Below are 26,753 nucleotides of genomic sequence, written 5' to 3'. Positions count from 1 at the left end.
GGTCAGGAGCCGATCGAGTCCTGCGGACGGCCCGACTTGAGGGCGGCCAGGCGCGCCTCGACCTCGGTCATCTCGCCGAGGTCCTCGAGCGACTCGAACTGCGCGTCGAGGCTCGAGGACGCGAGCTCCTCGGCGCCGCGCACGCGGGCCTCCTCGCGGCGGATCTTCTGCTCGAAGCGGCTCACCTCGCTGGTCGGGTCCATGATGTCGATGCTCTTGATCGCGTCCTGGACCTGCGACTGCGCCTCGACGGTCTTGGAGCGGGCGATCAGCTCGTCGCGCTTGGACGAGAGCTGGTTGAGCTTCTCGCGCATCTGGTTGAGGCCCGACTTGAGCTTGTCGACGACCTCGGTCTGCGAGGCGATGGTCGGCTCGGCGTCCTTCGCCTCCTTCTCGGACTGGATCTGGCGGGTGAGGGCGACCTTGGCGAGCGCGTCGAACTTGTCGGCGTCGCCGGCGTTGCCGGAGGTGCGGAGCTCGTCGGCCTTGCGGCTCGCGGCGAGCGCCTTGCCGCCCCATTCGTCGGCGTTCTGCACGTCCTCGCGGTAGTCGTCCTCGAGCAGGCGCAGGTTGCCGATGGTCTGCGCGATGGCGGCCTCGGCGTCGCGGATGCTGTCGGTGTAGTCGCGGACCATCTGATCGAGCATCTTCTGCGGGTCCTCGGCCTGATCGAGGAGCGCGTTGATGTTGGCCTTCGCGAGCTGCGCGATGCGGCCGAAGATCGACTGTTTCTGGGCCATGCTGTCTCTCCTTGGGTGAGGTGCTTGCGGGCGGGGGCCGAGCGGATGCGGGCCCGGGGTCTGTGAGAGGGGTCGTCGGATCGAGCGGGTGGTCCGGAGCGGGTCAGAAGCGTCCGCCGCCGCCGCGACGACCGCCGCCGCCGCCACCACCGCCGAAGCCGCCGCCGGAGGAGCGACGGGAGCCGCCGCCGAAGCCGCCACCGCCCCCGAAGCCGCCGAAGCCGCCGGAGCGGTAGCCGGAGCGCCGGCCGCCGCCGCCGAGGAGCGACTCGACGAGGATGCCGCCGAGGAAGGCGCCGGTGGTGTTGCCGCCGTAGCCGCCGCCGAGGCCGGGGGCGGAGTAGGCGCTCGCGTCGGAGCGGGCGGCCTGGAGCGCCTGCTGCGCGAGGGCGGAGGCGCGCTGCGCGGAGGCGAGCGCCTCGGCCGGGTCGGTGGCCGCGATCTGCGCCGCGTACTCCGCCGAGCGCGCGGCCTCGGCGACGCGGGTGCGCGCCTGCGAGCCGACCGCCCCGCGCCGGGCGGCGATGAAGTCCTCCGCGGCGGACACCCGGCTGCGGGCGGCGCCGATCTCGGCGGCGAGAGCGGCCCGCTGGCGCTCGCGCTGTGCCTGGGCGTCGCGGTAGCCGCCGACCGCGGCGTCGATGGTGGCGTCTGCCGCCGTCAGACGCTCCAGCAGCGCGAGCGGGTTGCGCGGGCTCGCGGCGGCGTCCCGCTCCACGGCGTCGAGGGCTGCCTCCGTCGTGGCGACCGCGGACTGCACGTTCGCGACGAGGGGTGCGCTCGCGGCGTCGGCGGAGTCGCCCGCGGCGACGATCGTGCGGCCCTGGGCGACGTCGGCGCGGATCTCGGCGACCCGCCCAGCGAGGGTGCGCTCGGCCTCCTGCAGATCGGTGGAGCGGGTGGCGACGGCGTCGAGGAGGCCCGAGGCCTGCTCGGCCGACTGCTGGCCGGCGCGCAGGAGCACGGCCGCGCGGCCCGAGTTGCCGGCGGCGAGGGCCGTCTGCGCCTCGGCGACCTGGTCGTCGGTGAAGCGGAGGCGGTCCTCGGCCTGGTCGGCGTCGTCCTCCACATCGTCGATCGCCGTGGGGGCGTAGCGGGTGGAGAGGTCGGCGAGCAGGGCCCGGGTGGGGGAGAGGCGGGCCCGGACCTCCGCGGTGCGCATGGTCAGGCGGGCGGCCACCTCCGGAGCGTTCTTCTCGAGGGCGCGGAGCTCCTCGAACGCCTCCGCCTTCTCGTCGAGCACCTGCTCGGCGTCGGCGCAGAGCTGCAGGATGCGCTGGTAGCCGTCGCGGCGCTCCTGGTCGGTGTCCGGCTCCGCGTCGTCGAGCCGCTGCTGGAGGGCGAAGGCCTCGCCGAGAAGCCGCTTCGCGGTCGTGAGTGCCTCGCGGAAGGGGCCGGTCGCGTCCGAGCCGAACTGCGCCTCCGCGAAGCCGACCTCCTGCTCGCTGGTGCGCACGGCGTCATCGGCGTGCACGAGGGCGGAGCCGGCGCGGGTGGCGAGCTCGTCGATCGACGCCTCCACGGCCTCGGCGGCCTTCCGGCGGCGCGCGCGGCGGACGAGGAGCCAGACGATCACTCCGACGACGACCAGTGCTGCCAGCACGGCGAGGACGACCAGGAGACCGGAGCCGAGCGCCTGGCCCGCGCTCGGGGCGTCGAGGCGGGTGCCGATGCCCTGGGCGGCGGCGACAGCGGCGCCGGCCCAGTCGCCGTCGACGAGCTGCGGCTCGATGTCGTCGGTCTCCAGCGCGGAGACCTGGCCGGCGTCGAGGGCGAAGCCGTTGTCGACGGACACCTGGTACTGCCGGGACTCGACCGCGACGGCGAGGAGGACGTCGTTCGTGCCGAGTCCGTTGAGCTCGGCGGTCGCGTCCGACCAGCGCTCGTCGCCGGTGGTGCCGGTGAAGGTGTCGACGTAGGCGACGAAGAGCTGGACGCTGTGCTCCTGGTAGAGCTGGGCGGAGGCGGCCTCGATGTCGCTGATCTCCGCGGAGCTGAGGACTCCGGCCGAGTCGAGGACGACGGAGGAGCCGAGCGTCGCGGGCGGCTCGGCCGCGGCGCCGGCGGCAGGGACGAGCGCGAGCGCGGCGGCGGCGAGCAGGGCGAGGAGCGCTGCGATCGGCGATCGGCGGGCGCCCCGGCGGGCCACGGCCCTCGTCGGGGATGAATCGTTCGGCATCGCGCACTCCCTCGTCGTTCGCCTCCCGAGTGTAGACAGCCCGGGTGTCACCCGAGCGAGGGCTGTCCGAGGGGGGAGAGCGGAGAGGTCGGCAGTGCGCACCGGTGTCCGGAGTCTTCAGAGCCGGGCCGGTCGACGATGCGTGATCGAGTGGTCAGTCGCGGGAGTCGTCGTTCTCAGTGTCTGCAGCGGCGATCAGAATCGACCTTCGCCACCACGGCGGCCGATTCCTGAGTACGAGCAGTGTCGTTTGTAGTGTCCTTCCGGCACGCGACTGTCCACATCCTTGAGAGCGCTCGACCTCGCGGACGCCTCGGTGTTCCCCTCGCCGTAGCCCTCGATGTAGCCGATCGTCTCGTTGGGCTTGATGCGGACGAGCTGGCACTTCGCATTCGCCGTGTAGATGTGAGCTTCCACCGAAGTCTGGAACTCGGAGCGCTCGAGAGCGTTCATCACAGTGGGAACGGCTGCTCCACCCACGACGACCAGCGCCGCGGCGAGACAGAGAGCGGTCGATCGTTTCATTGCACGACTCCTCGTTGATCTGGTGCAGAGAACGGCGCAACCGTAGGTCGACCGGCTCGCCGAGGAGCCGGCTGGCGTGGAGTGCTGTCGCGCGATGTCTGGCCTTCCGGCGCACCGTGGGTGGGAGAACGCCGGGAGGCGGAATGCGCGCGGGGCGGGCGCCGTTGCTTCCGGGGTGCGTCCCGGGAACGGTGACGCGCCCTCCCCCCGCTCTCCGATCGAAAGGCGATCCGTGGATCCCTTCTCCCCCCTCTCCGCCGGCGACCTCGAGCTGCCGAACCGCCTCGTGATGGCGCCGATGACGCGCCTGCGCGCCGACGAGCAGGGCGTCCCCGGCGCCCTCATCGCCGAGCACTACGCCCAGCGCGCCTCCCTCGGCCTGATCATCAGCGAGGGCGTCTTCCCGAGCGCCGAGTCGAAGGCGTACCCGGGCCAGCCCGGCATCGTCACCGCCGAGCAGGCCGAGGGCTGGAAGGGCGTCGCCGACGCCGTGCACGCCGCCGGCGGCCGCATCGTCATGCAGGTCATGAACGGCGGGCGCGTCACGCACACCGACGTCACCGGCACCGACCGCATCGTCGCGCCGAGCGCCGTCGCGATCGACGGCGAGGTCCGCGTCCCGAGCGGCGAGAAGAAGCCGTTCCCGGTCCCGCACGCGCTGACCACCGAGGAGCTCGCCACCGTCCGCGACGAGTTCGTCGCCGGTGCCCGCCGCGCCGTCGACGCCGGCTTCGACGGCGTCGAGGTGCACGGAGCCAACGGCTACCTGCTGCACGAGTTCCTCTCGCCGGTCTCCAACGTCCGCACCGACGCCTACGGCGGAAGCCCCGCCGCCCGCGCCGCGTTCGTGATCGAGGTCACCCGCGCGGTCGCCGAGGAGATCGGCGCCGGCCGCGTCGGCATCCGCCTCTCGCCCGCGCACAACATCCAGGACGTCGTCGAGACCGACGAGGCCGACGTGCGCGCCACCTACGAGGCGGTCGTCGACGGCCTCGCGCCGCTCGGCCTCGCCTACCTCAGCGTCCTGCACGCCGAGCCCGCCGGCGAGCTGGTCCAGGACCTGCGCACCCGCTTCGGCGGCGTCTTCGTCGCGAACAGCGGCTTCGGCAGCCCGACCTCCCGCGAGGAGGCGACCGCGCTGATCAGCGACGGCCACGCCGACGCCGTCGCGGTGGGCCGTCCGGTCATGGCCAACCCCGACCTCGTCGAGCGCTGGCAGGGCGGCCACCCCGAGAACGAGCTCGTCCAGGAGACCGTCTACGGCGGCGGCGCTGAGGGCTACACCGACTACGAGCGCCTCTCGGCGTAGTCACCCGCCGCTCGCCCGGCACGATCGGAAGGCCCGCTCCCTCACCGGGGAGCGGGCCTTCCTGCGTTCTCGTCGCCGGCGCGAGTCGCGCCCAGCGCGGGGTTCGCCTGGACGGGCCGCGTTTCGCGACAGCACTCGAAGGAACCATACGCAGATGGTATTCCTTTTCGAGCGGGAGCTTTCTCCCGTGGTGGGGGAGGACTCGAACCCGCCGGCTGCTGACCAGGATCGGGCAAAGATGTCATTCCGTTTACCGCTCAAGAAGACCGTCCTCGCCGCGATCATCGCCGTGGCAGTCCCCGTCGGTGCAGGCACACCTGCGGAAGCGGCGCCGTCGGTCTGCAACCGTCAACTTCCGAGGACGTCGACGGAATCCGATGGCGTCCCCGGAACGAACTTCTGGAAGCTCCTCCAGTGCTACGCCGCCGATGGCGGCTACAGCGGCCCGATCGATGGAGACCTCGGGCACAACAGCTGGGTCGGCGTGGAGAGGCATCTCAAAGGCCAGCTCTTCTACTCCTCCGGGTCCTTCCCCGGCGTCCTGGATCAGGAGACGACCCGGGGGCTCGAGCGTTTCGGCGGTCACTACGGCAGCGGCCGCGCGACGGTCAACGGCTCGCTCGGCCCGGAGGACTACCGGGACATCGCTCAGGCACTCAACAACAAGTACGGAGCATGAGGCAGAAGTACCCGGACGGCTGGGCCCTCGTTCGAGTTCCGGCTTCTGACGCAGATGCGGTCGAGTGGCGGTCGCGCGGCAGCGCTCGGAAGCGACGGAGTCGCCGCCTGTGAGGCGCTCGAGTGCGGTGCCGGTCCGGCACGGCCGGTTGCGCCGAAGGTCCGCGGCGCGGGATGTGGTGAGGGTCGCGGTCTCCGTGGTCGCCGTGCTCGTCGTGGGCTGCGGGTCCGTGGGCGCCATCGCGGCGGCGAGCATCGGCCGCACCGTCGCGGAGAACGCCGTCGATCTCGACGTCGGAGCGGCACTGTCCGCGTCGGCGACGCCGCGTCCGATCGGCGAGGTGGAGGGCGGCTTCAACCTGCTCGTCGTCGGGGCGGACAACGATGCGGCGCAGGGCGACGAGTACGGCGGCAGGGACGCGACGCTGAACGACGTCAACATCCTCCTGCACGTCGCGCGCGACCACCGGAGCGCGGTGGTCGTCTCGCTGCCCCGCGACCTCCTCGTCGACCGGCCGGACTGCACCGACCCGGAGACGGGGGTCGTCACGGCGGGGGAGGGCGACGTGCCGCTGAACTCCACGTTCTCGGCCGGCGGGCTCGCCTGCGTCAACCGCTCGGTGGAGCAGCTGACCGGACTGGACATCCCCTACGCCGGCTGGATCTCCTTCCAGGGTGTCATCGAGATGAGCGACGCGGTGGGCGGCGTCGACATCTGCTTGACGGGAGCCGTGCGGGACACGGATTCGGGGCTCGATCTCCCCGCCGGGACGAGCACGGTCTCCGGTGCGACAGCGCTCGCGTTCCTGCGGACGCGGCATGGCGTCGGGGACGGCAGCGACCTGGCGCGGATCTCGTCGCAGCAGCAGTTCCTGTCCTCGCTGATGAGGAAGGTGAAGTCGTCCGGCACGCTCTCGGACGCCGGCGCCCTGTACGGACTGGCGCATGCGGCGTCGCACGCGATGCACCTGTCGACGTCGATGACCGAGCCCCGGACATTGATCGGGCTCGCCCTCACGCTGAAGGACGTGGAACTCGATCGGCTGGTCTTCGTGCAGTACCCGGGCAGCACCGGCGCCCCCGAGTTCCCCGGGAAGGTCGTGCCGGACCCGTCGCTCGGCCCTGACCTCATGGCGAAGGTGCGCGACGACGTCCCCTTCACCCCCGCGGCGCCGCAGGGAGTCGAGGGGGCGGAGGGCGGCGCCGAAGAATCGCCCGCGGTGCCGGAAGCAGCCCCGCCCGTCGCGACCGGCGCCGTCGCGCCGGACGCCGATCCGCTCCCTGGCGTCACCGGTCAGAAGGCGTCGGACCGCACGTGCGCTGTACCGGCGGAGTGAACTTCGTCGTCGGCTCGGCACGCAGGAAGGCCCGCGCCCTGGAGGGGGCCTTCCTGCGTTCTGTGTCCGGTCAGTCGAGGTCGAGGCCGCCCTTGAGCTCCTGCTCGACCTGCTCGACGGTCTGCGGGTCGCCGTGCTCGACGTCCGACTCGTCGGCGGCGTCGCCGCGGCGGCCCTCGCCGACGGCGCGGATCGAGGCCAGCTCGTCGGCGAGCGCCGGGTCCACGGCTCGGCCGGTGTCGACGTCGTCGGCGCTCACGACTCGATCTCCCCCGCGGAGACGGCCTCGGCGTACTTGCGGAGGTCCGGGCCGGGCTCGAAGTCGATGAACTGATCTTTCAGTCGTGCGTTCAGCTCGGCGAAGACGTCCTCCCAGGGCTCGCCCTTCTTGGTCTTCGCGAGGTCGAGCACCGCCTCGCGGAGGACCCTGTCCGAGTCCTCGAGGATCTTGTCGCGGGCTTCGTCGTTCCAGCGGATGTCCTGTGCGTCCATGCCTCGACCGTAGGCGCGCGGCCCGCCCCGACGCAGGGACTTGCGGACCGCGCGAGCGAGGCGTAGGCGCTGCCGATCCGTTGGGAACGGTCGTCTCGCCCGTGTGGCGAGAGCCGTTCGCGACGGATCGACGGCGCGGGTCAGGACAGGTGCGGGACGACGTCGCGCTCGAAGAGCTCGAGGCCGGAGCGGTCGTAGGCGGCGTCCGGGAAGTACGTGATCGCGTAGTCCATGCCGCGCTCGCGCATGTCGCCGAGGCGGTCGACGATCTGCGCGGGGGTGCCGACCGCGAGCGCGTCGGGGCTGCGGTACTCCGCGACGAACGCAGCAGCCGCCTCGGCGCCGAGCGCGGGGGTGACGCGGTCCTCCAGGCGCTGCAGGCCCTTCTCGACCTCCGCCTGCGTCTCGGCGATCATCACGTTGTAGTTGGAGCTGCGGGTGATCGCCGCGTAGTCGGTGCCGAGTCGCTCGCAGTGGCCGCGGAGGACGGCGCTCTTGTGGTCGAACGCCTCCGGGGCGCCCGCGAAGTTGGTGTACTGCGCGTACTGCGCCGCGATGCGCAGCGTCACCTTCTCGCCGCCGCCGGCCACCCACAGCGGGATCCCGCCGTCCTGCAGGGGGAGCGGGCGGTTCACCGCGCCGTCCACCTGGTAGTAGCGGCCGTCGAGCGTCGAGACGCCCTCGGTCCAGGCCTGGCGCATGATCTGCACGCCCTCGTCGAGGCGGCCGAGGCGCTCGGCGATCGGCGGGAAGCCGTAGCCGTAGGCGCGCCACTCGTGCTCGTACCAGCCGCCGCCGATGCCCATCTCCACCCGGCCGCCGGAGACGATGTCGACGGTGGTGGCGATCTTGGCGAGGTGCGCGGGGTTGCGGTAGCTCATGCAGGTGCACATCTGGCCGAGCCGCACCCGCGAGGTGGCGGCGGCGAACGCGGCCATCAGCGTCCACGCCTCGTGGGTGGCCTCCTCCGTCACCACCGGGACGGTGTGGAAGTGGTCGTAGACCCACACCGACTCCCACGGGCCGGCGTCGGCGTGCTGGGCAAGGTCGCGCATGGTGCGCCACTGGTCGGCGGGATCGATGCCGACGAGGTCGTAGCGCCAGCCCTGGGGGATGAAGAGTCCGAATCGCATGCCGCCGACCCTAGGGTGGCGCGACGCCCGGGTCGAGGGGGTGGCGGCGGCCGGATACGCTTCCGACCGATGCTGACGTTCACCGAGGACCTCGCCCTCCCCGTCATCCTGCTGATGATCCTGGCCGCGTTCGCCGCGGGCTGGATCGACGCGGTGGTGGGCGGCGGCGGCCTGCTCCAACTCCCCGCCCTGCTGCTCGTGCCGGGCATCTCGCCCGTGCAGGCGCTCGCGACCAACAAGCTCGCCTCGATCTTCGGGACCACGACGAGCGCGATCACCTTCTACCGCCGGGCGAGGCCGGACCTGCGGACGGCGCTGCCCATGGCGGCGGTGGCGCTGGCCGGCAGCTACGGAGGAGCCAATCTCGCGGGGCTGCTGCCCGCCTCGGTGTTCAAGCCGATCATCGTCGTCGCGCTGATCGTCGTGGCCGTGGTGACGATCGCGCGGCCGGCGATGGGCGCTGTCACCGCGCTCAAGCACGCCGGGCGCCGGCACCTGGTGACCGCGGGGGTGCTCGGGCTCGTCATCGGCTTCTACGACGGGCTGATCGGGCCGGGGACCGGGACGTTCCTGATCATCGCGCTGATCACGGCGCTGGGCTACGACTTCCTGCTCGCGAGCGCGAAGGCGAAGATCGTCAACGTCGCGACGAACCTCGGTGCGCTGCTGTACTTCGTGCCGGGCGGCCACGTGATCTGGGTGCTCGGGCTGTTCATGGGGCTCGCGAACGTGGCGGGCGCCTACCTCGGCTCGCGGATGGCGGTCGCGAAGGGCAGCCGGTTCATCCGGATCGCGTTCCTCGTGGTCGTCGGGGCGCTGATCGTGAAGCTCGGCTTCGACGTCTGGACGGAGAACCTGGCGCCGCTGCTGGGCTGACCGGGGCAGGGCGCACGCAGAACATCAGCCAGGAGGGGCCGCCATCGCTGATCGCGGATGACGGCCCCTCCTGGCTGATGTTCTGCGGTCGGATCAGCCGAACGGGATCGCTCCGACCAGGACGCCGACCGCCAGCATCACCAGCGAGACGATCACCGCGCGCCAGAGGACCTTGCGGTGGTGGTCGCCCAGGTTGACCGCGGCGAGCGAGACCAGCAGCAGGATCGCCGGCACGAGCGGGCTCTGCAGGTGGACGGGCTGGCCGGTGATCGAGGCGCGGGCCATCTCGACCGGATCGATGCCGTACTGCGCGGCGCTCTCGGAGAGCACCGGGAGGATGCCGTAGTAGAAGGCGTCGTTCGACATGAAGAAGGTCATCGGGATGCTCAGCACGCCCGTGATCACGGCGAGGAACGGGCCGAGCGCGGGCGGGATGACGTCGACGACCCACTCGGCCATCGCGTCGACCATGCCGGTGCCGTTGAGGACGCCGATCAGCACGCCGGCCGCGAGGACCATCGAGACGACGCCGACGATGCTCGGCGCGTGCTTGACGATCTCGGACGCCTGGTCCTTCATCTTCGGGAAGTTGATCAGCAGCGCGACCGCGGAGCCGACCATGAAGACGTAGGGGAGCGGGAGGACGTCGGCGACGAGGAGGGTCATCACGGCGAGGGTGAGCACGAGGTTGACCCAGATCAGCTTCGGGCGGAGCGTCTCGCGCTCGGGGTCGAGCATGGTGTCGGCCATCGCGGTGTCCGCGTCGTCGGCCTGGACGCGGGCGGCGACGGCGACCTGGGCGCCGCGCAGCGACTCCGGGCCGCGGAGGAAGGAGAAGCGCTCGCGGGCCACGGTGCGGATGCCGCCGGTGAGGGCGGCGAGGCCGCCGGTGCGCGCTCCGGAGCGGGCCGCGCCGCCGCGCGACGAGCCGGCGCCGACGAGCTCCTGCTCGAGCATCGGCTCGGCGAGGGCGAGCGAGCCGAGGCGGCGGCGCTCGCCGAGTCCGAGGAACCAGGCGAAGACCAGCGTGACGGCGAGGCCGACGGCGAGCGAGGGCAGCATCGGCACGAAGATCTCGCTCGGCGAGACCTGCAGCGCCGCGGCGGCGCGCACCGTGGGGCCGCCCCAGGGGACGATGTTGAGCGTGCCGTTGGCGAGGCCGGCGACGCAGGTGAGGACGACGGGGTTCATCCCGAGGCGGAGGTAGATCGGCAGCATCGCGGCCGTGGTCACGATGAAGGTGGTCGAGCCGTCGCCGTCGAGCGAGACCGCGCCGGCCAGCAGCGCAGTGCCGAGGACGACCTTGGCCGGGTCGTCGCCGAGCGCGCGGACGATGAAGCGGATCAGCGGGTCGAAGAGGCCGACGTCGATCATGATGCCGAAGTACATGATCGCGAACATCAGCAGGGCGGCCGTGGGGGCGAGGCTGCCGATCGCCTCGAGCACCATGTCGCCGATGCCGAGACCGGCGCCGGCGAAGAGCCCGAAGATCGTCGGGACGACGATCAGGGCGACCATGGGCGTGAGCCGCTTGGTCATGATCAGGGCCATGAAGGCCAGGATCATCGTGAATCCGAGTACTACCAACACTGCTGACTCCTTCGTCGTCGTGCGTCCGGGATCCCGCGGCGGGCTCTCCAGGTCGTGGACACACTAGGCAGCCGCGGGCGTCCGGCCCGGGTATCGCTCATAAGCGCGGGATCTGCGCATAGTGTGGGTTCTGCGCATTCTGCGCAGCCCGACCAGCCCGACCAGCCCGACCAGCCCGACCAGCCCGACCAGCCCCGCCGGCCCGGCCGTCTCGACGACGAGGAGTTCGATGCGCTTCGCGACCCACGTGCTCGTGCTGCAGCTCGCGACCGTCGCCGCGGCCGTCCTGGTCTGCGCGGGACTCGTCACCGCGCTCAGCGTGCAGCAGCTGCAGGGCGAAGCGGAGGAGACGGCGCTCGCCATCGCCCGCACCGTCGCCGAGGACGCCGACGTGCGCGACGCGGTCGCCGCGTCCTCCGCCGACCCGGCCGTGCCCTCCCGGACCGAGCTGGAGGGCGGGACGCTCGAGACCGCCGCCGAGGCGATCGAGGAGCGCACCGGCGCCCTCTTCGTCGTGATCACCGACGACCGCGGCATCCGGCTGGCCCACCCCGACCCCGAGCGGCTCGGCGAGGTGGTCTCGACGAGTGCGGAGGAGGCGCTCGCCGGCCGGGAGTCGGTGTCCTGGGGCACCGGCACGCTCGGGGAGTCCGCGCGGGCCAAGGTGCCGGTCTACGGGCCGGACGGTGCGCGCGTGGTCGGCGAGGTGAGCATCGGCTTCGCCCGCTCCAGCGTCTTCGACGACCTGCCGACCGCGCTGCTGGGCGTCCTGGCGGCGGCGCTCGCCGGGCTCGTGCTCGCGGCCGTCGCCTCCGTCTTCATCCGGCGCCGGCTGCTGCGGCTCACCCTCGGGCTCGCTCCGGAGGAGCTCACCGCGCTGGTGCAGGACCAGGCCGCGGTGCTCGACGGAGTCGACGAGGGGGTGCTCGCCCTCGACCGCGACGGACGGGTCGGCGTCTGCAACGCCCGCGCCGCGGCGATCCTCGGCTCGGAGGATCCGACCGGTCGCGCCCTGCACGGCCGCGCGCTCGCCGACCTCGGGCTGCCGCAGCCGCTCGCCGACGCGATCGCCGCGGCCCTCGCCTCGACGGAGCCCTCCCGCGGCACCGGCGAGGAGGGCTTCGTCGTGCGCTCCCGCATCGTCTACGTCGACATCCGGCGGGTCACCCGCGGCGACCGCGATCTCGGCGTCGTGGTGGTGCTGCGCGATCGGACGGCGCTCGCCGCGCTCAGTCGGCGCCTCGACGCCGTCGGCGCGATGACCAACGCGCTGCGGGTGCAGCGGCACGAGTTCGCCAACCGGCTGCACGTGGTCGCCGGGCTGCTCGACGCCGGCCGGATCGGCTCGGCGCGCGAGTACCTCGACGAGGTGCTGACCCGCGGACCGCTGAAGTACCCGGTGCAGCACGCCGACCGGCTGCAGGAGCCCTACCTCCAGGCGCTGGTCGGCGCGAAGGGGATCGAGGCGGCCGAGCGCGGCGTGCTGCTGACTCTCGGCGAGGAGACGCTCGTGCGCGGGACGGTTATCGAGCCGGAGGACGTCGCGACCGTGGTCGGCAACCTGGTCGACAACGCCGTGCGCGCAGCGGTCGAGGGGAGCCGGGACGTCCGGTTCGTCGAGGTCGAGCTGCTGGACGACGGGGACGCGCTCTTCGTGACGGTCGCGGACTCGGGGGACGGCGTCGCGGATCCGGAGTCGCTCTTTGCGCGCGGGCCGGGTGCTGTGGACGAGGACGACGACCGCGTGCACGGCCGCGGCTTCGGGCTGCCGCTCTGCCGCGAGGTCGCGGCGCGGCGCGGCGGCGAGGTCTGGCTGGCGGACGCCGGTGGCGAGTCCTCCGGGGCGGTGCTGTGCGCGCGACTGCCGGGCGCGGTGCTGCCGCCGGAGGAGCTGCCCGATGAGTCGCCGCTCGAGGAGGAGGACCGATGACCCCGGATCAGCAGGAGCGGACCGTTCTCGTCGTCGACGACGACTTCCGGGTGGCGCAGCTGCACGCCGACCTGGTCGACACCCGGCAGGGCCTGCGGGCGCTGCCGCCGGTGCACACCGCCCGGGCGGCGCGGGCGGCGGTGCTCGAGCACGCGCCGGACCTGCTGCTGCTCGACGTGCACCTGCCGGACCAGAGCGGGATCGCGCTGCTGCGCGAGCTGGAGACGGACGCGTTCGTGGTGAGCGCCGCCTCCGACGGGGCGACGGTGCGGAAGGCCCTGCACGCGGGGGCCCTCGGCTACCTGATCAAGCCGTTCGACGCGCGCCTGCTCGGCGAGCGCCTCGACGCCTACGTGCGCTTCCGCAACGTGCTGCGCGAGGACCGGGTCGCCGACCAGGAGGCGGTGGAGCGGGCGCTGCGCATCCTGCACTCGGGCGATGCGGCGGCGACCCAGCCCTCCCGCTCCGCGACGGAGCAGCTGGTGCTGGCGCGCCTGTCCGAGTCCGGCGCCGAGCTCTCGGCCCTGGACGTCGCGGAGCGCGCCGGCATCTCGCGCGCGACCGCCCAGCGCTACCTGTCGGGGCTCGCGGGCCGCGGCCTGGTCGAGATGACCCTGAGCTACGGGACGACGGGCCGCCCCGAGCATCGGTACCGAGCGAAGTAGTCGCACGACGAAGGCTGGGACGCACGACCCGGAGGATTCGTCCCCGGATCGGCGTCCCAGCCTTGTCTCTGCAGGTCAGTGTGTCGCGTCGACGTCCGCGCCCGCTGCTGCGGCTACGCGCTTGCGCTCCGCGGCCTCGGCGGCCATGCGGCGGCCCTTCGGGCTGACCAGCGAGGCGATGACCGTGACGGCCAGCACTCCGATGATCACGGTGAGCGAGAGGCCGGTGCCGATCTCGAAGACCTCGACGTGCTCGCCGCCGTTGATGAACGGCAGGTTGTTCTCGTGCAGCGCGTGCAGGATCAGCTTCACGCCGATGAAGGCGAGGATCGCGGCGAGGCCGTAGCTGAGGTAGACGAGGCGGTCGAGCAGGCCGTCGATCAGGAAGTAGAGCTGGCGCAGGCCCAGCAGCGAGAACGCCGTGGCGGTGAAGACCAGGAAGACGTCGCTGGTGAGACCGAAGATCGCGGGGACGCTGTCGAGGGCGAACAGGATGTCCGTGCCGCCGATCGCCGCCATCACCAGGATCATCGGCGTGAGGACCTTCTTGCCGTCGATGTGGGTGTAGAACTTGTCGCCGTCGTACTGGTCGCTCGTCTTGAAGATCCGCTTGGCGAGGCGGACCATCACGTTGTCGCCGGCGTGCTCGTCGCCGGGCTTCACCAGGTTGAACGCCGTCAGCAGCAGGATCAGGCCGAAGAGGTAGAAGATCCAGGCGAAGGAGTTGATCAGCGCGGCGCCGAGGAAGATGAAGCCGGTGCGGGCGATCAGCGCGAAGACGATGCCGAAGAGCAGCACCTTCTGCTGGTCGGCGCGCGGCACCTTGAAGCTCGCCATGATGATGAGGAAGACGAAGAGGTTGTCGACCGACAGGGCCTTCTCCGTGATGTAGCCGGCGAAGTACTCGGAGCCGGGGGTCGGTCCGCCGAAGACGAGGACGCCGACGCCGAAGAGCACGGCGATGCCGACGTAGAGGGCCGACCAGAGCGCCGACTCCTTGAGGGTCGGCTCGTGCGCCTTGCGCACGTGGAAGAAGAAGTCGAAGAGCAGGAGCAGGACGATGAAGACGATCGTCAGGGTCCAGATCAGGGGCGACACGGTCATGTGGGGGCTGGCCTCGCTCGAGAAGGGGGATGGGGACGGTCGTGGGGGCTCCGCACGGCGGTAGAACGCTAGCGATCGGGCGGGCGGTCGGGACCGTTGTCCGACGGATCGTGAGTATCTTCTCAGTTCTCCCACTCGTCTTCGCGCTCAGCGGCCGGAGGGCCACACTGGTCCCATGCCCGGCACCGCGGTCGACAGGACCTTCCAGGACGCCTACGGCGTGACGATCCACTGGCGCTGGTGGTCGCACCCGCGCCCGAGGGCGATCGTGCAGATCGCGCACGGCGTCGGCGAGCACTCCGGCCGCTACGTCGAGCTCGCCGAGGCGCTGGTCGCCGCGGGCTACGCCGTCGCCGCCGACGACCACCGCGGGCACGGGCGCACCGGCCTCGAGCAGCACGGCGGCGACGTCGCCGAGCTCGGCCGGCTCGGGCCGGGCGGTCTGCGCGCGGCGGAGGAGGCGATCAACCGGCTCACCCGCGAGCTCGCGGGGGAGAACTGCGGCGTCCCGATCGTCCTGCTCGGCCACTCCTGGGGCTCGCTGATGGCGCAGCGGATCGTCGACCACCGCTCCGCCGACTACGCGGCCCTGATCCTCAGTGGCACGGCCTACCGGCTGCCCGGCTACATGAACGCGGGCGATCTGGCCCGCCGGCACCGGGTGCCCGGCGGGCTCGGGCTCGAGTGGCTCTCGCGCGACCCGGCGGTCTGGCAGCTCTTCCACGACGACCCGCTGACCTTCACCACTCCGCTCGCGAAGCGGATCGGACTGCGCGAGACGCTCCGGCTGATCGGCCGGCCCGCGCGGCGGCCCGAGCACCCGCTGCCGCTGCTGCTGGTGGTCGGCGCCGACGACACGCTCGGCGGCGAGCGCTCGGTGCGGGCGCTGGCGCAGGCCTACCGGCGTCGCGCGGGCTGCACCGACGTCAGCGTGCGGGTGTACCCGGAGGCGCGGCACGAGCTGTTCCAGGAGCTCAACCGCGTCGAGGTCACGGCCGACCTGGTCGACTGGCTCGACCAGCGGTTCCCCGCACCAGGGGAGGACGCCGCTCCTCCGGCCTAGGCTGGCGTCATGCATGGCGAGTACAAGGTCCCCGGTGGAAAGCTCGTGGTCGTCGACCTCGACGTCGTCGACGGGAGGTTCGCCGGCTTCCGGCTCGCGGGCGACTTCTTCCTCGAGCCAGACACGGCGCTCGACGACATCGACCGCGCGGTGGTGGGGCTGCCGGCCGAGAGCGACGCGAAGACGATCGCCGCGGCCATCCGGCAGGCGCTGCCGACGGACGCGGTGCTGCTCGGCTTCACGCCCGAGGCCGTCGCGGTGGCGATCCGGCGCTCGCTGCAGAAGGCGACCAGCTGGCGCGACTACGACTGGCGGATCGTGCACGCGAAGGCGGTCTCGCCGTCGATGCACCTCGCGCTCGACGAGGTGCTCACCGCCGCCGTGGGCGAGGGGCGCCGCGAGCCGACGCTGCGGATCTGGGAGTGGGACCAGCCCGCCGTGGTGATCGGCAGCTTCCAGTCGCTGCGCAACGAGGTCGACCTCGAGAACGCGGCGAAGTACGGCGTCGAGGTCGTCCGGCGCATCTCCGGTGGCGGCGCGATGTTCATGGAGGCGGGCAGCGTCGTCACCTACTCGCTCTACGTGCCCGGCGATCTGGTGCAGGGCCTCACCTTCGCCGACTCCTACGCCTTCCTCGACGAGTGGGCCGTCAGCGCGCTGCAGTCGCTCGGCATCGACGCGGTCTACCAGCCGCTCAACGACATCACCTCGCCCTCCGGCAAGATCGGCGGCGCGGCGCAGAAGCGGCTCGGCTCCGGTGCCGTCCTGCACCACGTCACCATGAGCTACGACATCGACGCCGAGAAGATGGTGCAGGTGCTGCGGATCGGGCGCGAGAAGCTCTCCGACAAGGGCATCGCCTCCGCCGTGAAGCGCGTCGACCCGCTGCGCAGCCAGACCGGGCTCAGCCGCGCCGAGATCATCGAGCGGATGAAGGCGACGTTCGTCCAGCTGCACGGCGGGACCGCGGGCGACCTGACGGCCGAGGAGTACGCGGAGGCCGAGGAGCTCGTGGCGTCGAAGTACTCGACGCCGGAGTGGCTGCGCCGGGTGCCGTGAGGCGGGGCGCCCTCCGCGGCTCCGGCTCCGGCTCCGCTCCGCTCAGCTCGCGAGGAGCTCCTGGTAGTCCGGGTGCTCGGCGATGAAGTCGGCGACGAACGGGCAGAGCGGGACGACGTGCGCGCCGCGGTCGTGGGCGTCGTCCAGGGCCGCCTCGACCAGACGGTCGCCGAGGCCCTCGTGCCGGTGCTCGGGCGCGATCTCGGTGTGCAGGAAGACCACGTCCGCGCCGCGGACCGCGTAGTCGGCGAGGCCGACGTTCTCGCCGTCGACCCACAGCGTGTACTGGGACCGGTCCTCGTCGTGGCGCACCTCGGAGATCATCGCGTCACTCTACGCCGGGGCCCGCGGCGGCCCGGGCACCCGCCCGCCGAGGCGTGTCGGAGGGGCCCGGGCCGTGTCGGAGGGGCCGGCGCCCCCGTGACACCATTGCGGAGTGCCCAGGACGATCCAGATCGCGGACGGCGTCCCGGCGACCCGGAGCGCGGTGATCCACGCCGAGAACCTCGAGGTCCTGCCGCTGCTCGCGGACGGGTCCTTCACCGTGGTGTACCTCGATCCGCCGTTCAACACCGGCCGCGCGCAGGTGCGGACGTCGACCACCTCCGTCCGCTCGGCGACCGGGACCATCTCGGGCTTCAAGGGCCGCAGCTACGAGCGGATCCGCGGCGACCTCCTCCGCTACGACGACCGCTTCGACGACTACTGGTCCTTCCTCGAGCCGCGCCTCGCCGAGGCCTGGCGCCTGCTCGCCGACGACGGGACCCTCTACCTGCACCTCGACTACCGCGAGGCGCACTACGCGAAGGTGCTGCTGGACGCTCTGTTCGGCCGCGAGTGCTTCCTCAACGAGATCATCTGGGCCTACGACTACGGCGCCAAGGCCACCAAGCGCTGGCCGACCAAGCACGACACGATCCTCGTCTACGTGAAGGACCCGCGCGGCTATCACTTCGACTCCGCCGCCGTCGACCGCGAGCCGTACATGGCGCCCGGCCTCGTCACCCCCGAGAAGGCCGAGCGCGGCAAGCGCCCCACCGACGTCTGGTGGCACACCATCGTCTCGCCCACCGGCCGCGAGAAGACCGGCTACCCCACCCAGAAGCCCGAGGGCGTGCTCCGTCGCATCGTCCAGGCCTCCAGTCGCGAGGGCGACGCCGTCCTCGACTTCTTCGCCGGCTCCGGCACCACCGGCGCCGTCGCCCACGCCCTGGGCCGCCGCTTCGTCCTCGTCGACGAGCACGCCGACGCCATCGCCGTGATGCGCCGCCGCTTCGCCGCCCACGACCCGGAGCCGCTCTACCTCTGAGGCCGCCCCGCCCCCTCTCCAAAAGTTGTCGTACTCGCGCACCCGCTACGACAACTCCTGCGGACGTGATGGCCGCCTCGTCGGCGTGAGGATCCGCTCTCCAGGAGTTGTCGTAGAGGAGCGCCCAGTACGACAACTTTTGAGGAGAGGTCGGGGGCGTTAGTCCTCCACAGGGACAGTCGGAGGGAGTTGTCCCTCGGTTGGAGGGAACGGAGCTACGGCGTCGGCTCGGGTGCAGCACGATCGGCGCATGACGGACATCGATCTCGGAGCGTTCACCCGCCGCGCGGCCCTGCGCGAAGGCGCGACGGACGGCGAACTGCGGTCGCCGCGACTGGCGAGCCCGTTCCACGGAGTGAGGACACGCGTCATGCCGGTGACGCACGTCGAGCGTGCTCTGGCCTATCGGCCACGGCTGCGTCCGGGGCAGTTCTTCTCGCATCTGACGGCAGCCGAGCTCTGGTCGGTGCCGCTTCCCTTCCGGCGGCCGGAGGACGATCCGATCCACGTCGCAACGTTCTCCCCGCGGCGACCGCCGCGGACTCGGGGCGTTGTCGGGCACGTCCTTCTGCCGCACAACGTCGCCGTGTCCAAGAGGTTCGAACTGCCGGTCGCCGATGCGGCGTCGACGTGGGTCTCGCTCGCGATGCTCCTTCCCGACCGCGACCTCCTGGCGGCCGCCGATCACCTCCTCCTCGTGCCCCGCTACCCGGACGAGGTCGATCCGCGTCCGTACACGGGACTCTCCGACCTGCAGGACCGAGTGAACGGGTACCACGGGCCCGGACGACGACGGCTCGAGAGCGTGCTGCGGCTCGTCTCGACCGCGGCCGCCTCCTGCAGGGAGACGGCACTGCGATCGCTGGTTCGCGAGGCAGGACTCCCGGCCCCGGAGGTCAACGCCGAGATCACGGTCGGCGGCCGGCTCATCGCGATCGGCGACCTCGTCTTCCGCCGGTGGAAGGTGCTCGCGGAGTACGACGGCCGCCAGCACCAGACCAGCGATGCGCAGTACGCGCGCGATCGCGAGCGCTCCCTGGCGCTCCAGCTGGCGGGCTGGATCCAGGTCGTGGTCCGCGCCGACGGCCTCGAGCGGGACCGCGCGCGCACCGTCGCCGAGATCCGGGCCGCCCTGATGGCGCACGGCTGGCGGCCATGAGCTCGCCGAGGTCGCTCCGTGCTCGACCACGCCAACCGGTCCTCAGAAGTTGTCGTACTCGAGGGTCGAGCACGACAACTCTCGGAGTGTGGGCGCGGTCAGGAGCTCGCGCGGACGATCAGCTCGGTGGGCATCAGGGTGCGGTGCTCGACGTCGGCGCCCTCGATGCGGGCGGTCAGCAGCTCGGCCATGCGGGCGCCGAGCTCGACCGGGACCTGGCGGACGGTGCTGAGGGCGGGCACCGCGGAGCGGGCGAAGATGTCGTCGTCGAAGCCGACGACGGCGACGTCCTCGGGGACGCGGCGGCCGGCCTCGCGCAGCGCGGCGTAGGCGCCGACGGCCATCTGGTCGTTGGCGGCGAAGAGCCCGTCGATGGCGGGGTCGCGCTCGAGGAGGCGGCGCATCGCCTCTGTGCCGCTCTCGGGCGAGAAGTCGCCCCACTCGACGAGCGAGTCGTCGAGCCCCGCGTCGGTGAGGGCGCTGCGCCAGCCGATCAGGCGGTCGACGCCCGGCGGCATGTCGGCCGGGCCGGCGATCGTCGCGATGCGGCGGCGGCCGCCCGCGATCAGGTGCGCGGTCGCGACGGCGGCCCCGTCGGCGTTGTCGACGTCGACGAAGTAGGAGTCGCGCTCGTCCGGCGAGAGCGGCCGGCCGCCGAAGACGATCGGCAGCGAGTTCGACAGCGCGGCGTAGGAGTGGTCGCCGGAGTGGTGCGAGACGACCAGAGCGCCGTCGACGTTGCCGCCGAGGAGGTAGCGCCGGGTCTTCTCGCCGCTGGTCTCCGACGCGATCAGCATCGAGAGCGTGTAGTCGGTGTCGGCGAGACGCATCGCGGCGCCCTGCACGATCGCGGCGAAGAAGGGGTCGGCGAAGACGCGCGCGGTCGACTCCGGCACGATCAGCGCGATCGACTGCGTGCGGCGGGAGGCGAGCATCCGCGCGGCCCGGTTGGGCACGTAGTCGAGCTCGGCGATGGCCTTCTGCACGGCGGCGACGATCTCGGCGGCGACCTGCGGCGCGTTGTTGACCACCCGCGAGACCGTGGCGCGGGAGACCCCGGCCCGCGCGGCGACGGCCTCGAGCGTCGGCGAGCGCCCGCCTCCCCTGATCCCCTCGGACACGGTCTAGTCCAGCGCCTCGGCCGCGGTGCCGCCGATGAGCCGCGAGTAGACGAGTCCCGAGTCCTTGATCAGCCGCTCCTGGCTCGAGTAGTCGACGCGGACGATACCGAAGCGCTTCTCGTAGCCCCAGGCCCACTCGTAGTTGTCGAGCAGCGACCAGACGAAGTAGCCGCGGACGTCGGCGCCCTGGTCGATCGCGTCGGCGACCTTCTCGACGTGGTCGAGCACGTACTGCGTGCGGTCGACGTCGTGCACGCGGCCGTCCTCGACGACGTCGTCGTAGGCGGCGCCGTTCTCGGTGACGTAGAGCGGCGGCAGGTTCTCGTACTCCAGGCCCAGCCGGGTGAGCAGGTAGCGCAGCCCGTCGGGGTGCACCTCCCAGTCCATCGCGGTCCGCGGCAGGCCGCGCGAGGGGAAGGTGATCGACTCCGAGCCGACCCACGGCGAGCCGACCTCGCGCTCGGTGGCCTGGGCGAAGTCCTCCGCGCCGGCCGGCAGCGGGTGCCCGGAGACGTTGTCGTCGTGGTAGTGGTTCACGCCGAGGAAGTCGAGCGGCTGCGCGATCGTCGCGAGATCGCCGTCCTGGATCAGCTCGTCCAGGCCCAGGCCCGCGACGTCCTCGAGCAGGTCCTCGGGGTACTCGCCGAGCAGCAGCGGGTCGAGGAAGATGCGGTTCTGCAGCGCGTCGAAGCGGCGGGCGGCGTCGAGATCGACCTCGTCCTCCGGGTCGTCGGGGACGGCGTTGGAGAGGTTGAGCGTGATGCCGAGGTTCTGCGCGCCGAGCTCGCGCAGGGCCGAGACGGCGAGTCCGTGCGCGAGGTGCGTGTGGTGCACGGCGGCGAGAGCGGCCTGCTGCGAGATTACACCCGGCGCGTGGATCCCGGCGCCGTAGGAGAGCAGGGTCGAGCAGAACGGCTCGTTGAAGGTGGTCCAGTGCGCCACCCGGTCGCCGAGGCGTGCGTGCACGGCCTCCGCGTAGTCCCGGAAGCGCTCGGCGGTGTCGCGGTTCGTCCAGCCGCCCGTCTCCTCGAGGGCCTGCGGGAGGTCCCAGTGGTAGAGGGTCAGCCAGGGCAGGACGCCGGCGCCGAGCAGCTCGTCGACGAGGCGGGAGTAGAAGTCGAGCCCCTCGTCGTTGACGGCGCGGTCGCCGGGCTTCACCCGCGACCAGCTGACCGAGAAGCGGTAGGAGGCCAGGCCGAGGCGCTTCATCAGCTGCACGTCGGCCGGCATCCGGTGGTAGTGGTCGACGGCGACCTCGGGGGTGTCGCCGTTCGCGACGGCACCGGGGACGCGGGAGAAGGCGTCCCAGATGCTGTCCTCCTTGCCGCCCTCGTGGCCGGCGCCCTCGATCTGCGCGGCGGCGGTGGCGGAGCCCCAGAGGAATCCGGCGGGCCAGTCGCGTGCGGCGAGGCGCTCGGCCAGAGCGATCTGGGCCGGCAGGGTCGGCGAGGCGGGGGAGGGGGGAACGGTCACTGCGGACTCCTTCGGCGGCTGTCCCGTCATCCTACGACCATCCCGGTGGAGCGCTCTCTCGCCGCGCTGGCGGGGCGGGCGGTGGGCCGGGCGGCACGGCGGGCGGAGGCACGGCTCCGGGAACGCCGACGGCCCGGCACGCCGAGGCGTCCGGGCCGTCGAGGGTCGCGGGGAGTCGACCGGGCGCAGCGCTCAGCCTCGCCGGTCGCCGTCCTCCGAGCGCCGGGGCGCCGTGGCGACGGAGTCGGTCCGCACGTCGGGCTCGATGCTGCCGGCGGCGAGATCGGCACCGGCGCGGGCGGCCATCTGCGGGTCGGTGCGGCGCAGCTCGGCCGCGGCGTCCTCGTTCGCGAGGTCGTGCGCCTCCTGCATCGCCGACTTCGCCCGCAGCGGCGGGGTCTTCAGGAACCAGGAGAGCACGAAGGCGAGCAGCACGACGCCGAGCGCGACCTGGAAGACCGTGACCGTCGCGTCGTTGAAGCCGGTGAGGAACGGCGCCGAGAGCGCGTCGTTCGCCGTGTTCAGGAACGAGGTGTCGCCGTCGAGCGCCGAGCCGATCGCCGCGGTGTCCTGCGACTGCAGCAGCTTCAGGATGCCGGCGTTGGCCGGGTCGGCCGCGATCGTCGGGTCCGAGGCGGCGGCCTGCAGGTTCGCGGCGATCGTCGGGTTCTTGAACGCGGCGGCGATCGTCTCGGGGATGCGGCTGAACAGCACCGAGAAGATGACTGCGGTGCCGAGCGTGCCGCCGATCTGGCGGAAGAACGTCGAGGCGCTGGTCGCGACGCCCATGTTCGCCGTGTCGACCGAGTTCTGCGAGGCGAGGGTCAGCGTCTGCATCATCTGGCCGAGGCCGAGGCCGAGCAGCAGCATGCCGCCCATCACGAAGATCACCGGCTTGTCGATCGAGACGAAGGACAGGTAGAAGAACGCCGCCGACATCAGGAAGGTGCCCAGGATGGGGAAGGCGCGGTACCGGCCGGTGCGCGAGATGATCTGGCCCGAGACGATCGAGGCGATCATCAGGCCGAGGATCATCGGCAGCATCAGGAAGCCGGACTCGGTCGGCGTCGCGCCGTTGACGAGCTGCAGGTAGAGCGGGAGCGCCATCATGCCGCCGAACATGCCGAAGCCGACGAGGACGCCCAGGACGGTCGCCATCGAGAAGGTCGGCGAGCGGAAGAGCTTGAGCGGGATCAGCGCGTCGTCGCCCATCATCCGCTCGGCCGCGATGAAGCCGACGATGCCGAGCACGCCGACGACGTAGCAGACCCAGGCGATCGGCGAGCCCCAGCCCCACTCGCGGCCCTGCTCGGCGACCAGCAGGAGCGGGACGGCAGCGACGATGACGAGCGCGGCACCCCACCAGTCGATCCGGACGGAGCGGCGGGCGGCGGGCTTGGGCAGGTGCAGGAAGCGCACGACGATGAAGAGCGCGACGGCACCGATCGGCAGGTTGATCAGGAAGACCCAGCGCCAGCCGGTGATGAAGAGGATCTCGGGGGTGCCGGCGAGGAGCCCGCCGATCAGCGGACCGACGACGCTCGAGATGCCGAAGACGGCGAGGAAGTAGCCCTGGTACTTGGCGCGCTCGCGCGGCGGGAGGATGTCGCCCATCACCGTGAGGGCGAGCGACATCAGTCCGCCGGCGCCGAGGCCCTGCACCGCGCGGAAGCCGGCGAGGCCGAGCATCGATGTCGCGAAGCCGGCCAGGAGCGAGCCGATCAGGAACAGGACGATGGCGATCAGGTAGAGCGGGCGGCGGCCGAAGATGTCGGAGAGCTTGCCGTAGATCGGCGTCGCGATCGTCGAGACGATCAGGTACGCGGTGGTGACCCAGGCCTGCTGCGAGAGGCCGTCGAGGTCGTCGGCGATGGTGCGCATCGAGGTGCCGACGATGGTCTGGTCGAGCGAGGACAGGAACATCCCCGCCATCAGGCCGAAGATCACGAAGAGGATCTGGCGGTGCGTCATGATCGCGCCCGACGGGGTGGCGGCGGTCGCGGGTGGGCGGGCGGAATCGGTCACGGGGGTCCCCTTGTCTGGCGGACGCCGCCAGGGCACGGCGGACCGCCGCAAACGTTGCGTGCTGCGCAAAGTTACACCGCGTGCGAGCTCACCGGCACTGCTTCCGGCGAGCCTGTGGAGGATCTCAGAGGGCGCCGCCCGATCCGGGGTCCGATGCCGTCGCTCAGGGTCCGGGAGCGCCCCCGATGAAGGGCCCGAAGCGCCCCCGATGAAGGGCTCGAAGCGAGCGGCGATCAAGGGCGCCGATCGCCGCCGATCAGCTGTGCGCCGGGATCCCCGCCTCGGCCCAGCCGGCCTCGCGGAGCGCCGCCCGCGCCTCGGCCCGCGCCGAGTACGGCGTCCGCACGCCCTCGATGTCGCGGTAGTTCTGGTGCCCGGGTCCCGCCCAGAGGATCGAGTCGCCCTCGTGCGCCAGCGACACCGCGACGCGGATCGCGCGCTTGGGGTCGTCGACCTCGTGGATCTCGCCGTCGGGACGCGCCGCACGGGCCGCCGCCAGCAGCGTGGCGCGGATCGACGCCGGGTCCTCGAAGCGCGGGTGGTGGTCGGTGATCACCAGCACGTCGCTGCCCGAGACGGCCGCCTCGGCCATCGCCGGCCGCTTGAGGGCGTCGCGGTCGCCGTCGGCGCCGAAGACCATGATCACGCGGCCGGGGGTGACCTCGCGGACCGCCTCGAGCGTGCGGGCGAAGGCGTCGGCGCTGTGACCGAAGTCGACGTAGACGGTGGGGCCGCGCTCGCCCGAGACGCGCTCGGTGCGGCCGGGGAGCGAGACGTCGAGGCCGCCGTCGCGGTGCAGGGCGGCGCGGATCTCGCCGATCGGCCGGCCCGCCTCGATCAGCATCACGATCGCCAGGGCGGCGTTGGCCGCCATGTGCGAGCCGATGATCGGGACGGAGGTGGTGATCGCCCGGTTCTCGCGGTTCTCGACGCGGAAGTGGGTGCGGCCGAACTCCTGCTCGAGGATGCTCACCCGCCAGTCGGCGTCGACGTCGGGGAGCGAGGTGATCGTGGTGACGGGCACGCCCGCCTCCGCCACGACCCGGTGCCCGGCGGGCGAGTCGAGCGAGACGACCGCGCGGCGGGAGCGGTCGGGCTGGAACAGCTGCACCTTCTGGGCGAAGTAGGTGTCCATGTCGCCGTAGTCGTCGAGGTGGTCGTGGCTGAGGTTCGTGAACGCCGCGACGTCGAAGACGACGCCGTCGACGCGGTGCCGGGTGAGGGCCTGCGCGCTGACCTCGATCGCCGCGGCGCCGACGCCCTCCTCCTGCATGCGCGCGACGAGGGCGTGCAGCTCGGTGGCCTCGGGAGTGGTCAGCCCGCTCGTCACCGAGGTATCGCCGATGTGGCGCTCGGCCGTGGAGCTCAGGCCCGGCACGACACCGAGCTGGCGGAGCATCCCCTCGAGCATGTGCACCGTCGAGGTCTTGCCGTTGGTGCCGGTCACGCCGAGGAGCAGGGGCGCGCGCTCGGTGGTCGCGTAGACGACGGCCGCGACGGCGCCGAGGCGGGCGCGCGGGTCGTCGACGACCAGCACGGGCAGACCGGTGGCGCGCGAGGCGGACTCGCCGGCGGGATCGGTGAGGACGCCGACGGCGCCGCGCTCGGCGGCCTCCGCGACGAAGTCGGAGCCGTGGCGGTGGACGCCGGCGAGAGCGACGAAGAGGTCACCCGGCTCGACGTCGGAGGCGGTGAGCGTGATCCCGGTGACCTCGACGGGCGGGACGTCGCCGTCGGGCAGCTCGATCGCGCGGGCGAGGGCGGGGAGGGGGACTGCTCGGACGTGCAGGGGGCGCAGCATGGGGTCCTCTCGTCATCGGGACCGGTGGGCGGCTCATCCGAGGGGGCGGATGCGCGCGGTCGCCGAGGCTGTCACTCAAGCTAGGGGGTCTGCTTATGTGAATCCTTTGAGGATATTCGACACCCCCATGGAGGAGCAGTGCTGAACGGATACACCCCTCAGTGCTTGACAGGGCTCTCCGCGGGCGCGAACGGGGCCCCGCGTAGGCTCGGAGCATGACCTCGGACGAGAACCCGGCCCCCGACGGGCGCCCCGTACGGCGCCGAGCCCTGGTGATCGGGGGAGTCGCCGTGGCCGCCGGGATCGCCGCCGTGGGAGTGAACGCGGCCCTCGGTGCGGGGGGCGCGAGCACTCCGACCGCGTCCGCGACTCCGAGTGCCACCCCGGGCGCGTCGGCCGGCGCCTCCGCCACGGCGAGCGCCGCTCCGGTCGAGACGCCGACCGAGACGCCCACGCCGACGCCGACCGCGACGACCGGGATCGACCTCTCCGCCCACTCGAACGACGACCCGGCCAGCATCTGGGTGGTCGTCAACAAGCTCCGCACCCTGAACCCGGTCGACTACGTGCCGGCCGACCTCGTCTACCCCGACGTCCGCTACGTCAACCGCCAGCCGATGCGCCAGGCGACCGCGGACGCGCTGGTGCCGATGTTCGCGGCGGCCTCGAGCGAGGCCGGGCTGACGCTCGCGGTGCAGAGCGCCTACCGCTCCTACGACACCCAGGTCAGCGTCTACGCCGGCTGGGTCTCCTCCCGCGGCCAGGCCGGAGCGGACGCGACCAGCGCGCGCCCGGGGCACAGCGAGCACCAGACCGGCTGGGCCGTCGACGTCGTCGGCTCCTCGGGGACCTGCGCCCTCGAGATCTGCTGGGGCGACACCCCCGAGGGCCAGTGGGTCGGCGCGAACGCGCACCGCTTCGGCTTCCTCGTCCGCTACAAGCCCGACACCACGCCGATCACCGGCTACGAGTCCGAGCCGTACCACCTCCGCTACATCGGCGTGGAGCTCGCGCAGCACCTGCACGACGCCGGCATCCCGACGCTCGAGCGCCTGTTCGGGCTTCCGGACGCCCCCGACTACGCGCCGGGCACGGTCTCGTAGCCGGGTCCCGGGTCGGTTGAGCGGCGGGCTCGTGAGCACCCCCTCGCGCCTCCTGGCGCGCCCCGTCGGGCGTCCCACGCCA

At 72.2% G+C, this 26,753-nt stretch carries 24 protein-coding genes; 11 read left to right on the top strand and 13 right to left on the bottom strand.

All coding sequences use genetic code 11. The features are described 5' to 3' along the window. Positions 1 to 2: 2 nt before the first annotated feature. The 3 genes from EDF35_RS02705 to EDF35_RS02695 form a co-directional block, all read right to left on the bottom strand. Entirely contained in the window at positions 3 to 740 is a 738-nt protein-coding gene (locus EDF35_RS02705) for a PspA/IM30 family protein (protein WP_123444961.1), read from the bottom strand. Positions 741 to 843: 103 nt separating this feature from the next. After that, entirely contained in the window at positions 844 to 2,919 is a 2,076-nt protein-coding gene (locus EDF35_RS02700) for a TPM domain-containing protein (protein WP_123733458.1), read from the bottom strand. A 195-nt stretch (positions 2,920 to 3,114) separates the two neighbouring features. Continuing rightward, positions 3,115 to 3,444 carry a hypothetical protein gene (locus EDF35_RS02695; protein ID WP_133960652.1) on the bottom strand — a complete coding sequence of 110 codons (330 nt, stop codon included), beginning with the start codon at positions 3,442 to 3,444 and terminating at the stop codon, positions 3,115 to 3,117. Positions 3,445 to 3,676: 232 nt separating this feature from the next. Here EDF35_RS02695 and EDF35_RS02690 point away from each other — a divergent pair, with 232 nt between their 5' ends. From EDF35_RS02690 to EDF35_RS02680, 3 genes are all read left to right on the top strand, one after another. Next, entirely contained in the window at positions 3,677 to 4,753 is a 1,077-nt protein-coding gene (locus EDF35_RS02690) for an alkene reductase (RefSeq protein WP_133960651.1), read from the top strand. A 154-nt stretch (positions 4,754 to 4,907) separates the two neighbouring features. Continuing rightward, positions 4,908 to 5,432, top strand: a complete 525-nt coding sequence (locus tag EDF35_RS02685; protein ID WP_133960650.1) for a hypothetical protein — start codon at positions 4,908 to 4,910, stop codon at positions 5,430 to 5,432. Between the two features lie 196 nt (positions 5,433 to 5,628). Continuing rightward, a complete protein-coding gene (locus EDF35_RS02680) occupies positions 5,629 to 6,768 on the top strand; it encodes an LCP family protein (protein ID WP_166673985.1) in 1,140 nt (379 codons plus the stop codon). A gap of 70 nt (positions 6,769 to 6,838) precedes the next feature. Here the strand turns inward: EDF35_RS02680 and EDF35_RS02675 are convergent, their stop codons facing one another. The 3 genes from EDF35_RS02675 to EDF35_RS02665 all read right to left on the bottom strand — a co-directional run bounded on the left by EDF35_RS02675 (position 6,839) and on the right by EDF35_RS02665 (position 8,393). Continuing rightward, positions 6,839 to 7,027: a hypothetical protein gene (locus tag EDF35_RS02675; protein ID WP_133960648.1), complete on the bottom strand. Its 189-nt coding sequence runs from the start codon at positions 7,025 to 7,027 to the stop codon at positions 6,839 to 6,841. Continuing rightward, a complete protein-coding gene (locus tag EDF35_RS02670) occupies positions 7,024 to 7,260 on the bottom strand; it encodes a hypothetical protein (RefSeq protein WP_123444967.1) in 237 nt (78 codons plus the stop codon). Before EDF35_RS02670 ends, EDF35_RS02675 begins: the two co-directional genes overlap by 4 nt. Positions 7,261 to 7,400: 140 nt before the next feature. Next, the gene (locus EDF35_RS02665) at positions 7,401 to 8,393 is read right to left on the bottom strand and encodes an LLM class F420-dependent oxidoreductase (RefSeq protein WP_133960647.1); all 993 of its coding nucleotides are present in this window, start codon (positions 8,391 to 8,393) and stop codon (positions 7,401 to 7,403) included. Between the two features lie 69 nt (positions 8,394 to 8,462). On the opposite strand from EDF35_RS02665, the gene EDF35_RS02660 reads away from it, so the two are divergent. After that, positions 8,463 to 9,269, top strand: coding sequence for a TSUP family transporter (locus tag EDF35_RS02660; RefSeq protein ID WP_123444970.1), 807 nt, complete (start codon positions 8,463 to 8,465; stop codon positions 9,267 to 9,269). 93 nt (positions 9,270 to 9,362) lie between these two features. Here the strand turns inward: EDF35_RS02660 and EDF35_RS02655 are convergent, their stop codons facing one another. Beyond that, the gene (locus EDF35_RS02655; RefSeq protein WP_123701975.1) at positions 9,363 to 10,835 is read right to left on the bottom strand and encodes a CitMHS family transporter; all 1,473 of its coding nucleotides are present in this window, start codon (positions 10,833 to 10,835) and stop codon (positions 9,363 to 9,365) included. 253 nt (positions 10,836 to 11,088) lie between these two features. Here EDF35_RS02655 and EDF35_RS02650 point away from each other — a divergent pair, with 253 nt between their 5' ends. After that, entirely contained in the window at positions 11,089 to 12,789 is a 1,701-nt protein-coding gene (locus EDF35_RS02650; RefSeq protein ID WP_133960646.1) for a sensor histidine kinase, read from the top strand. Further along, positions 12,786 to 13,454 carry a response regulator gene (locus tag EDF35_RS02645; RefSeq protein WP_133960645.1) on the top strand — a complete coding sequence of 223 codons (669 nt, stop codon included), beginning with the start codon at positions 12,786 to 12,788 and terminating at the stop codon, positions 13,452 to 13,454. The genes EDF35_RS02650 and EDF35_RS02645 overlap by 4 nt, the downstream gene beginning before the upstream one ends. Before the next feature lie 75 nt (positions 13,455 to 13,529). On the opposite strand, the gene EDF35_RS02640 is transcribed toward EDF35_RS02645, so the two are convergent. Continuing rightward, positions 13,530 to 14,558, bottom strand: coding sequence for a TerC family protein (locus EDF35_RS02640; protein ID WP_133960644.1), 1,029 nt, complete (start codon positions 14,556 to 14,558; stop codon positions 13,530 to 13,532). 175 nt (positions 14,559 to 14,733) lie between these two features. Here EDF35_RS02640 and EDF35_RS02635 point away from each other — a divergent pair, with 175 nt between their 5' ends. Together EDF35_RS02635 and EDF35_RS02630 are read left to right on the top strand one after the other, a co-directional pair. After that, positions 14,734 to 15,621: an alpha/beta fold hydrolase gene (locus tag EDF35_RS02635; protein ID WP_133960643.1), complete on the top strand. Its 888-nt coding sequence runs from the start codon at positions 14,734 to 14,736 to the stop codon at positions 15,619 to 15,621. Positions 15,622 to 15,630: 9 nt separating this feature from the next. Next, positions 15,631 to 16,680, top strand: a complete 1,050-nt coding sequence (locus EDF35_RS02630; RefSeq protein ID WP_133960642.1) for a biotin/lipoate A/B protein ligase family protein — start codon at positions 15,631 to 15,633, stop codon at positions 16,678 to 16,680. Positions 16,681 to 16,722: 42 nt separating this feature from the next. Here EDF35_RS02630 and EDF35_RS02625 read toward each other — a convergent pair whose 3' ends face one another. Next, complete coding sequence (locus tag EDF35_RS02625; RefSeq protein ID WP_133960641.1) at positions 16,723 to 17,004, bottom strand: GNAT family N-acetyltransferase; 282 nt, start codon at positions 17,002 to 17,004, stop codon at positions 16,723 to 16,725. A 112-nt stretch (positions 17,005 to 17,116) separates the two neighbouring features. On the opposite strand from EDF35_RS02625, the gene EDF35_RS02620 reads away from it, so the two are divergent. Both EDF35_RS02620 and EDF35_RS20615 read left to right on the top strand, forming a co-directional pair. Continuing rightward, positions 17,117 to 17,989 (top strand): site-specific DNA-methyltransferase, encoded by an 873-nt coding sequence (locus EDF35_RS02620; protein ID WP_123701986.1) that lies wholly within the window; start codon positions 17,117 to 17,119, stop codon positions 17,987 to 17,989. 586 nt (positions 17,990 to 18,575) lie between these two features. Next, entirely contained in the window at positions 18,576 to 19,148 is a 573-nt protein-coding gene (locus EDF35_RS20615; RefSeq protein ID WP_166673984.1) for a DUF559 domain-containing protein, read from the top strand. Positions 19,149 to 19,246: 98 nt separating this feature from the next. Here EDF35_RS20615 and EDF35_RS02610 read toward each other — a convergent pair whose 3' ends face one another. The 4 genes from EDF35_RS02610 to EDF35_RS02595 all read right to left on the bottom strand — a co-directional run bounded on the left by EDF35_RS02610 (position 19,247) and on the right by EDF35_RS02595 (position 25,568). Next, positions 19,247 to 20,269 (bottom strand): LacI family DNA-binding transcriptional regulator, encoded by a 1,023-nt coding sequence (locus EDF35_RS02610; RefSeq protein WP_123701991.1) that lies wholly within the window; start codon positions 20,267 to 20,269, stop codon positions 19,247 to 19,249. A 3-nt stretch (positions 20,270 to 20,272) separates the two neighbouring features. After that, on the bottom strand, positions 20,273 to 21,691 hold the full coding sequence (locus tag EDF35_RS02605) for a GH1 family beta-glucosidase (protein WP_243839883.1): 1,419 nt from the start codon (positions 21,689 to 21,691) through the stop codon (positions 20,273 to 20,275). A gap of 243 nt (positions 21,692 to 21,934) precedes the next feature. Next, on the bottom strand, positions 21,935 to 23,713 hold the full coding sequence (locus EDF35_RS02600) for an MDR family MFS transporter (RefSeq protein ID WP_123733549.1): 1,779 nt from the start codon (positions 23,711 to 23,713) through the stop codon (positions 21,935 to 21,937). 310 nt (positions 23,714 to 24,023) lie between these two features. Continuing rightward, a complete protein-coding gene (locus EDF35_RS02595) occupies positions 24,024 to 25,568 on the bottom strand; it encodes a UDP-N-acetylmuramoyl-L-alanyl-D-glutamate--2,6-diaminopimelate ligase (RefSeq protein WP_133960638.1) in 1,545 nt (514 codons plus the stop codon). Between the two features lie 215 nt (positions 25,569 to 25,783). Here EDF35_RS02595 and EDF35_RS02590 point away from each other — a divergent pair, with 215 nt between their 5' ends. After that, a complete protein-coding gene (locus EDF35_RS02590) occupies positions 25,784 to 26,671 on the top strand; it encodes a M15 family metallopeptidase (protein WP_133960637.1) in 888 nt (295 codons plus the stop codon). Positions 26,672 to 26,753 lie beyond the last annotated feature (82 nt).

It is taken from the genome of Rathayibacter sp. PhB151 (assembly GCF_004366415.1).
Classification (GTDB): domain Bacteria; phylum Actinomycetota; class Actinomycetes; order Actinomycetales; family Microbacteriaceae; genus Rathayibacter; species Rathayibacter festucae.
Note: the sequence above shows the minus strand (reverse complement) of the source record. Positions and strands in the feature narration are given on the sequence as shown.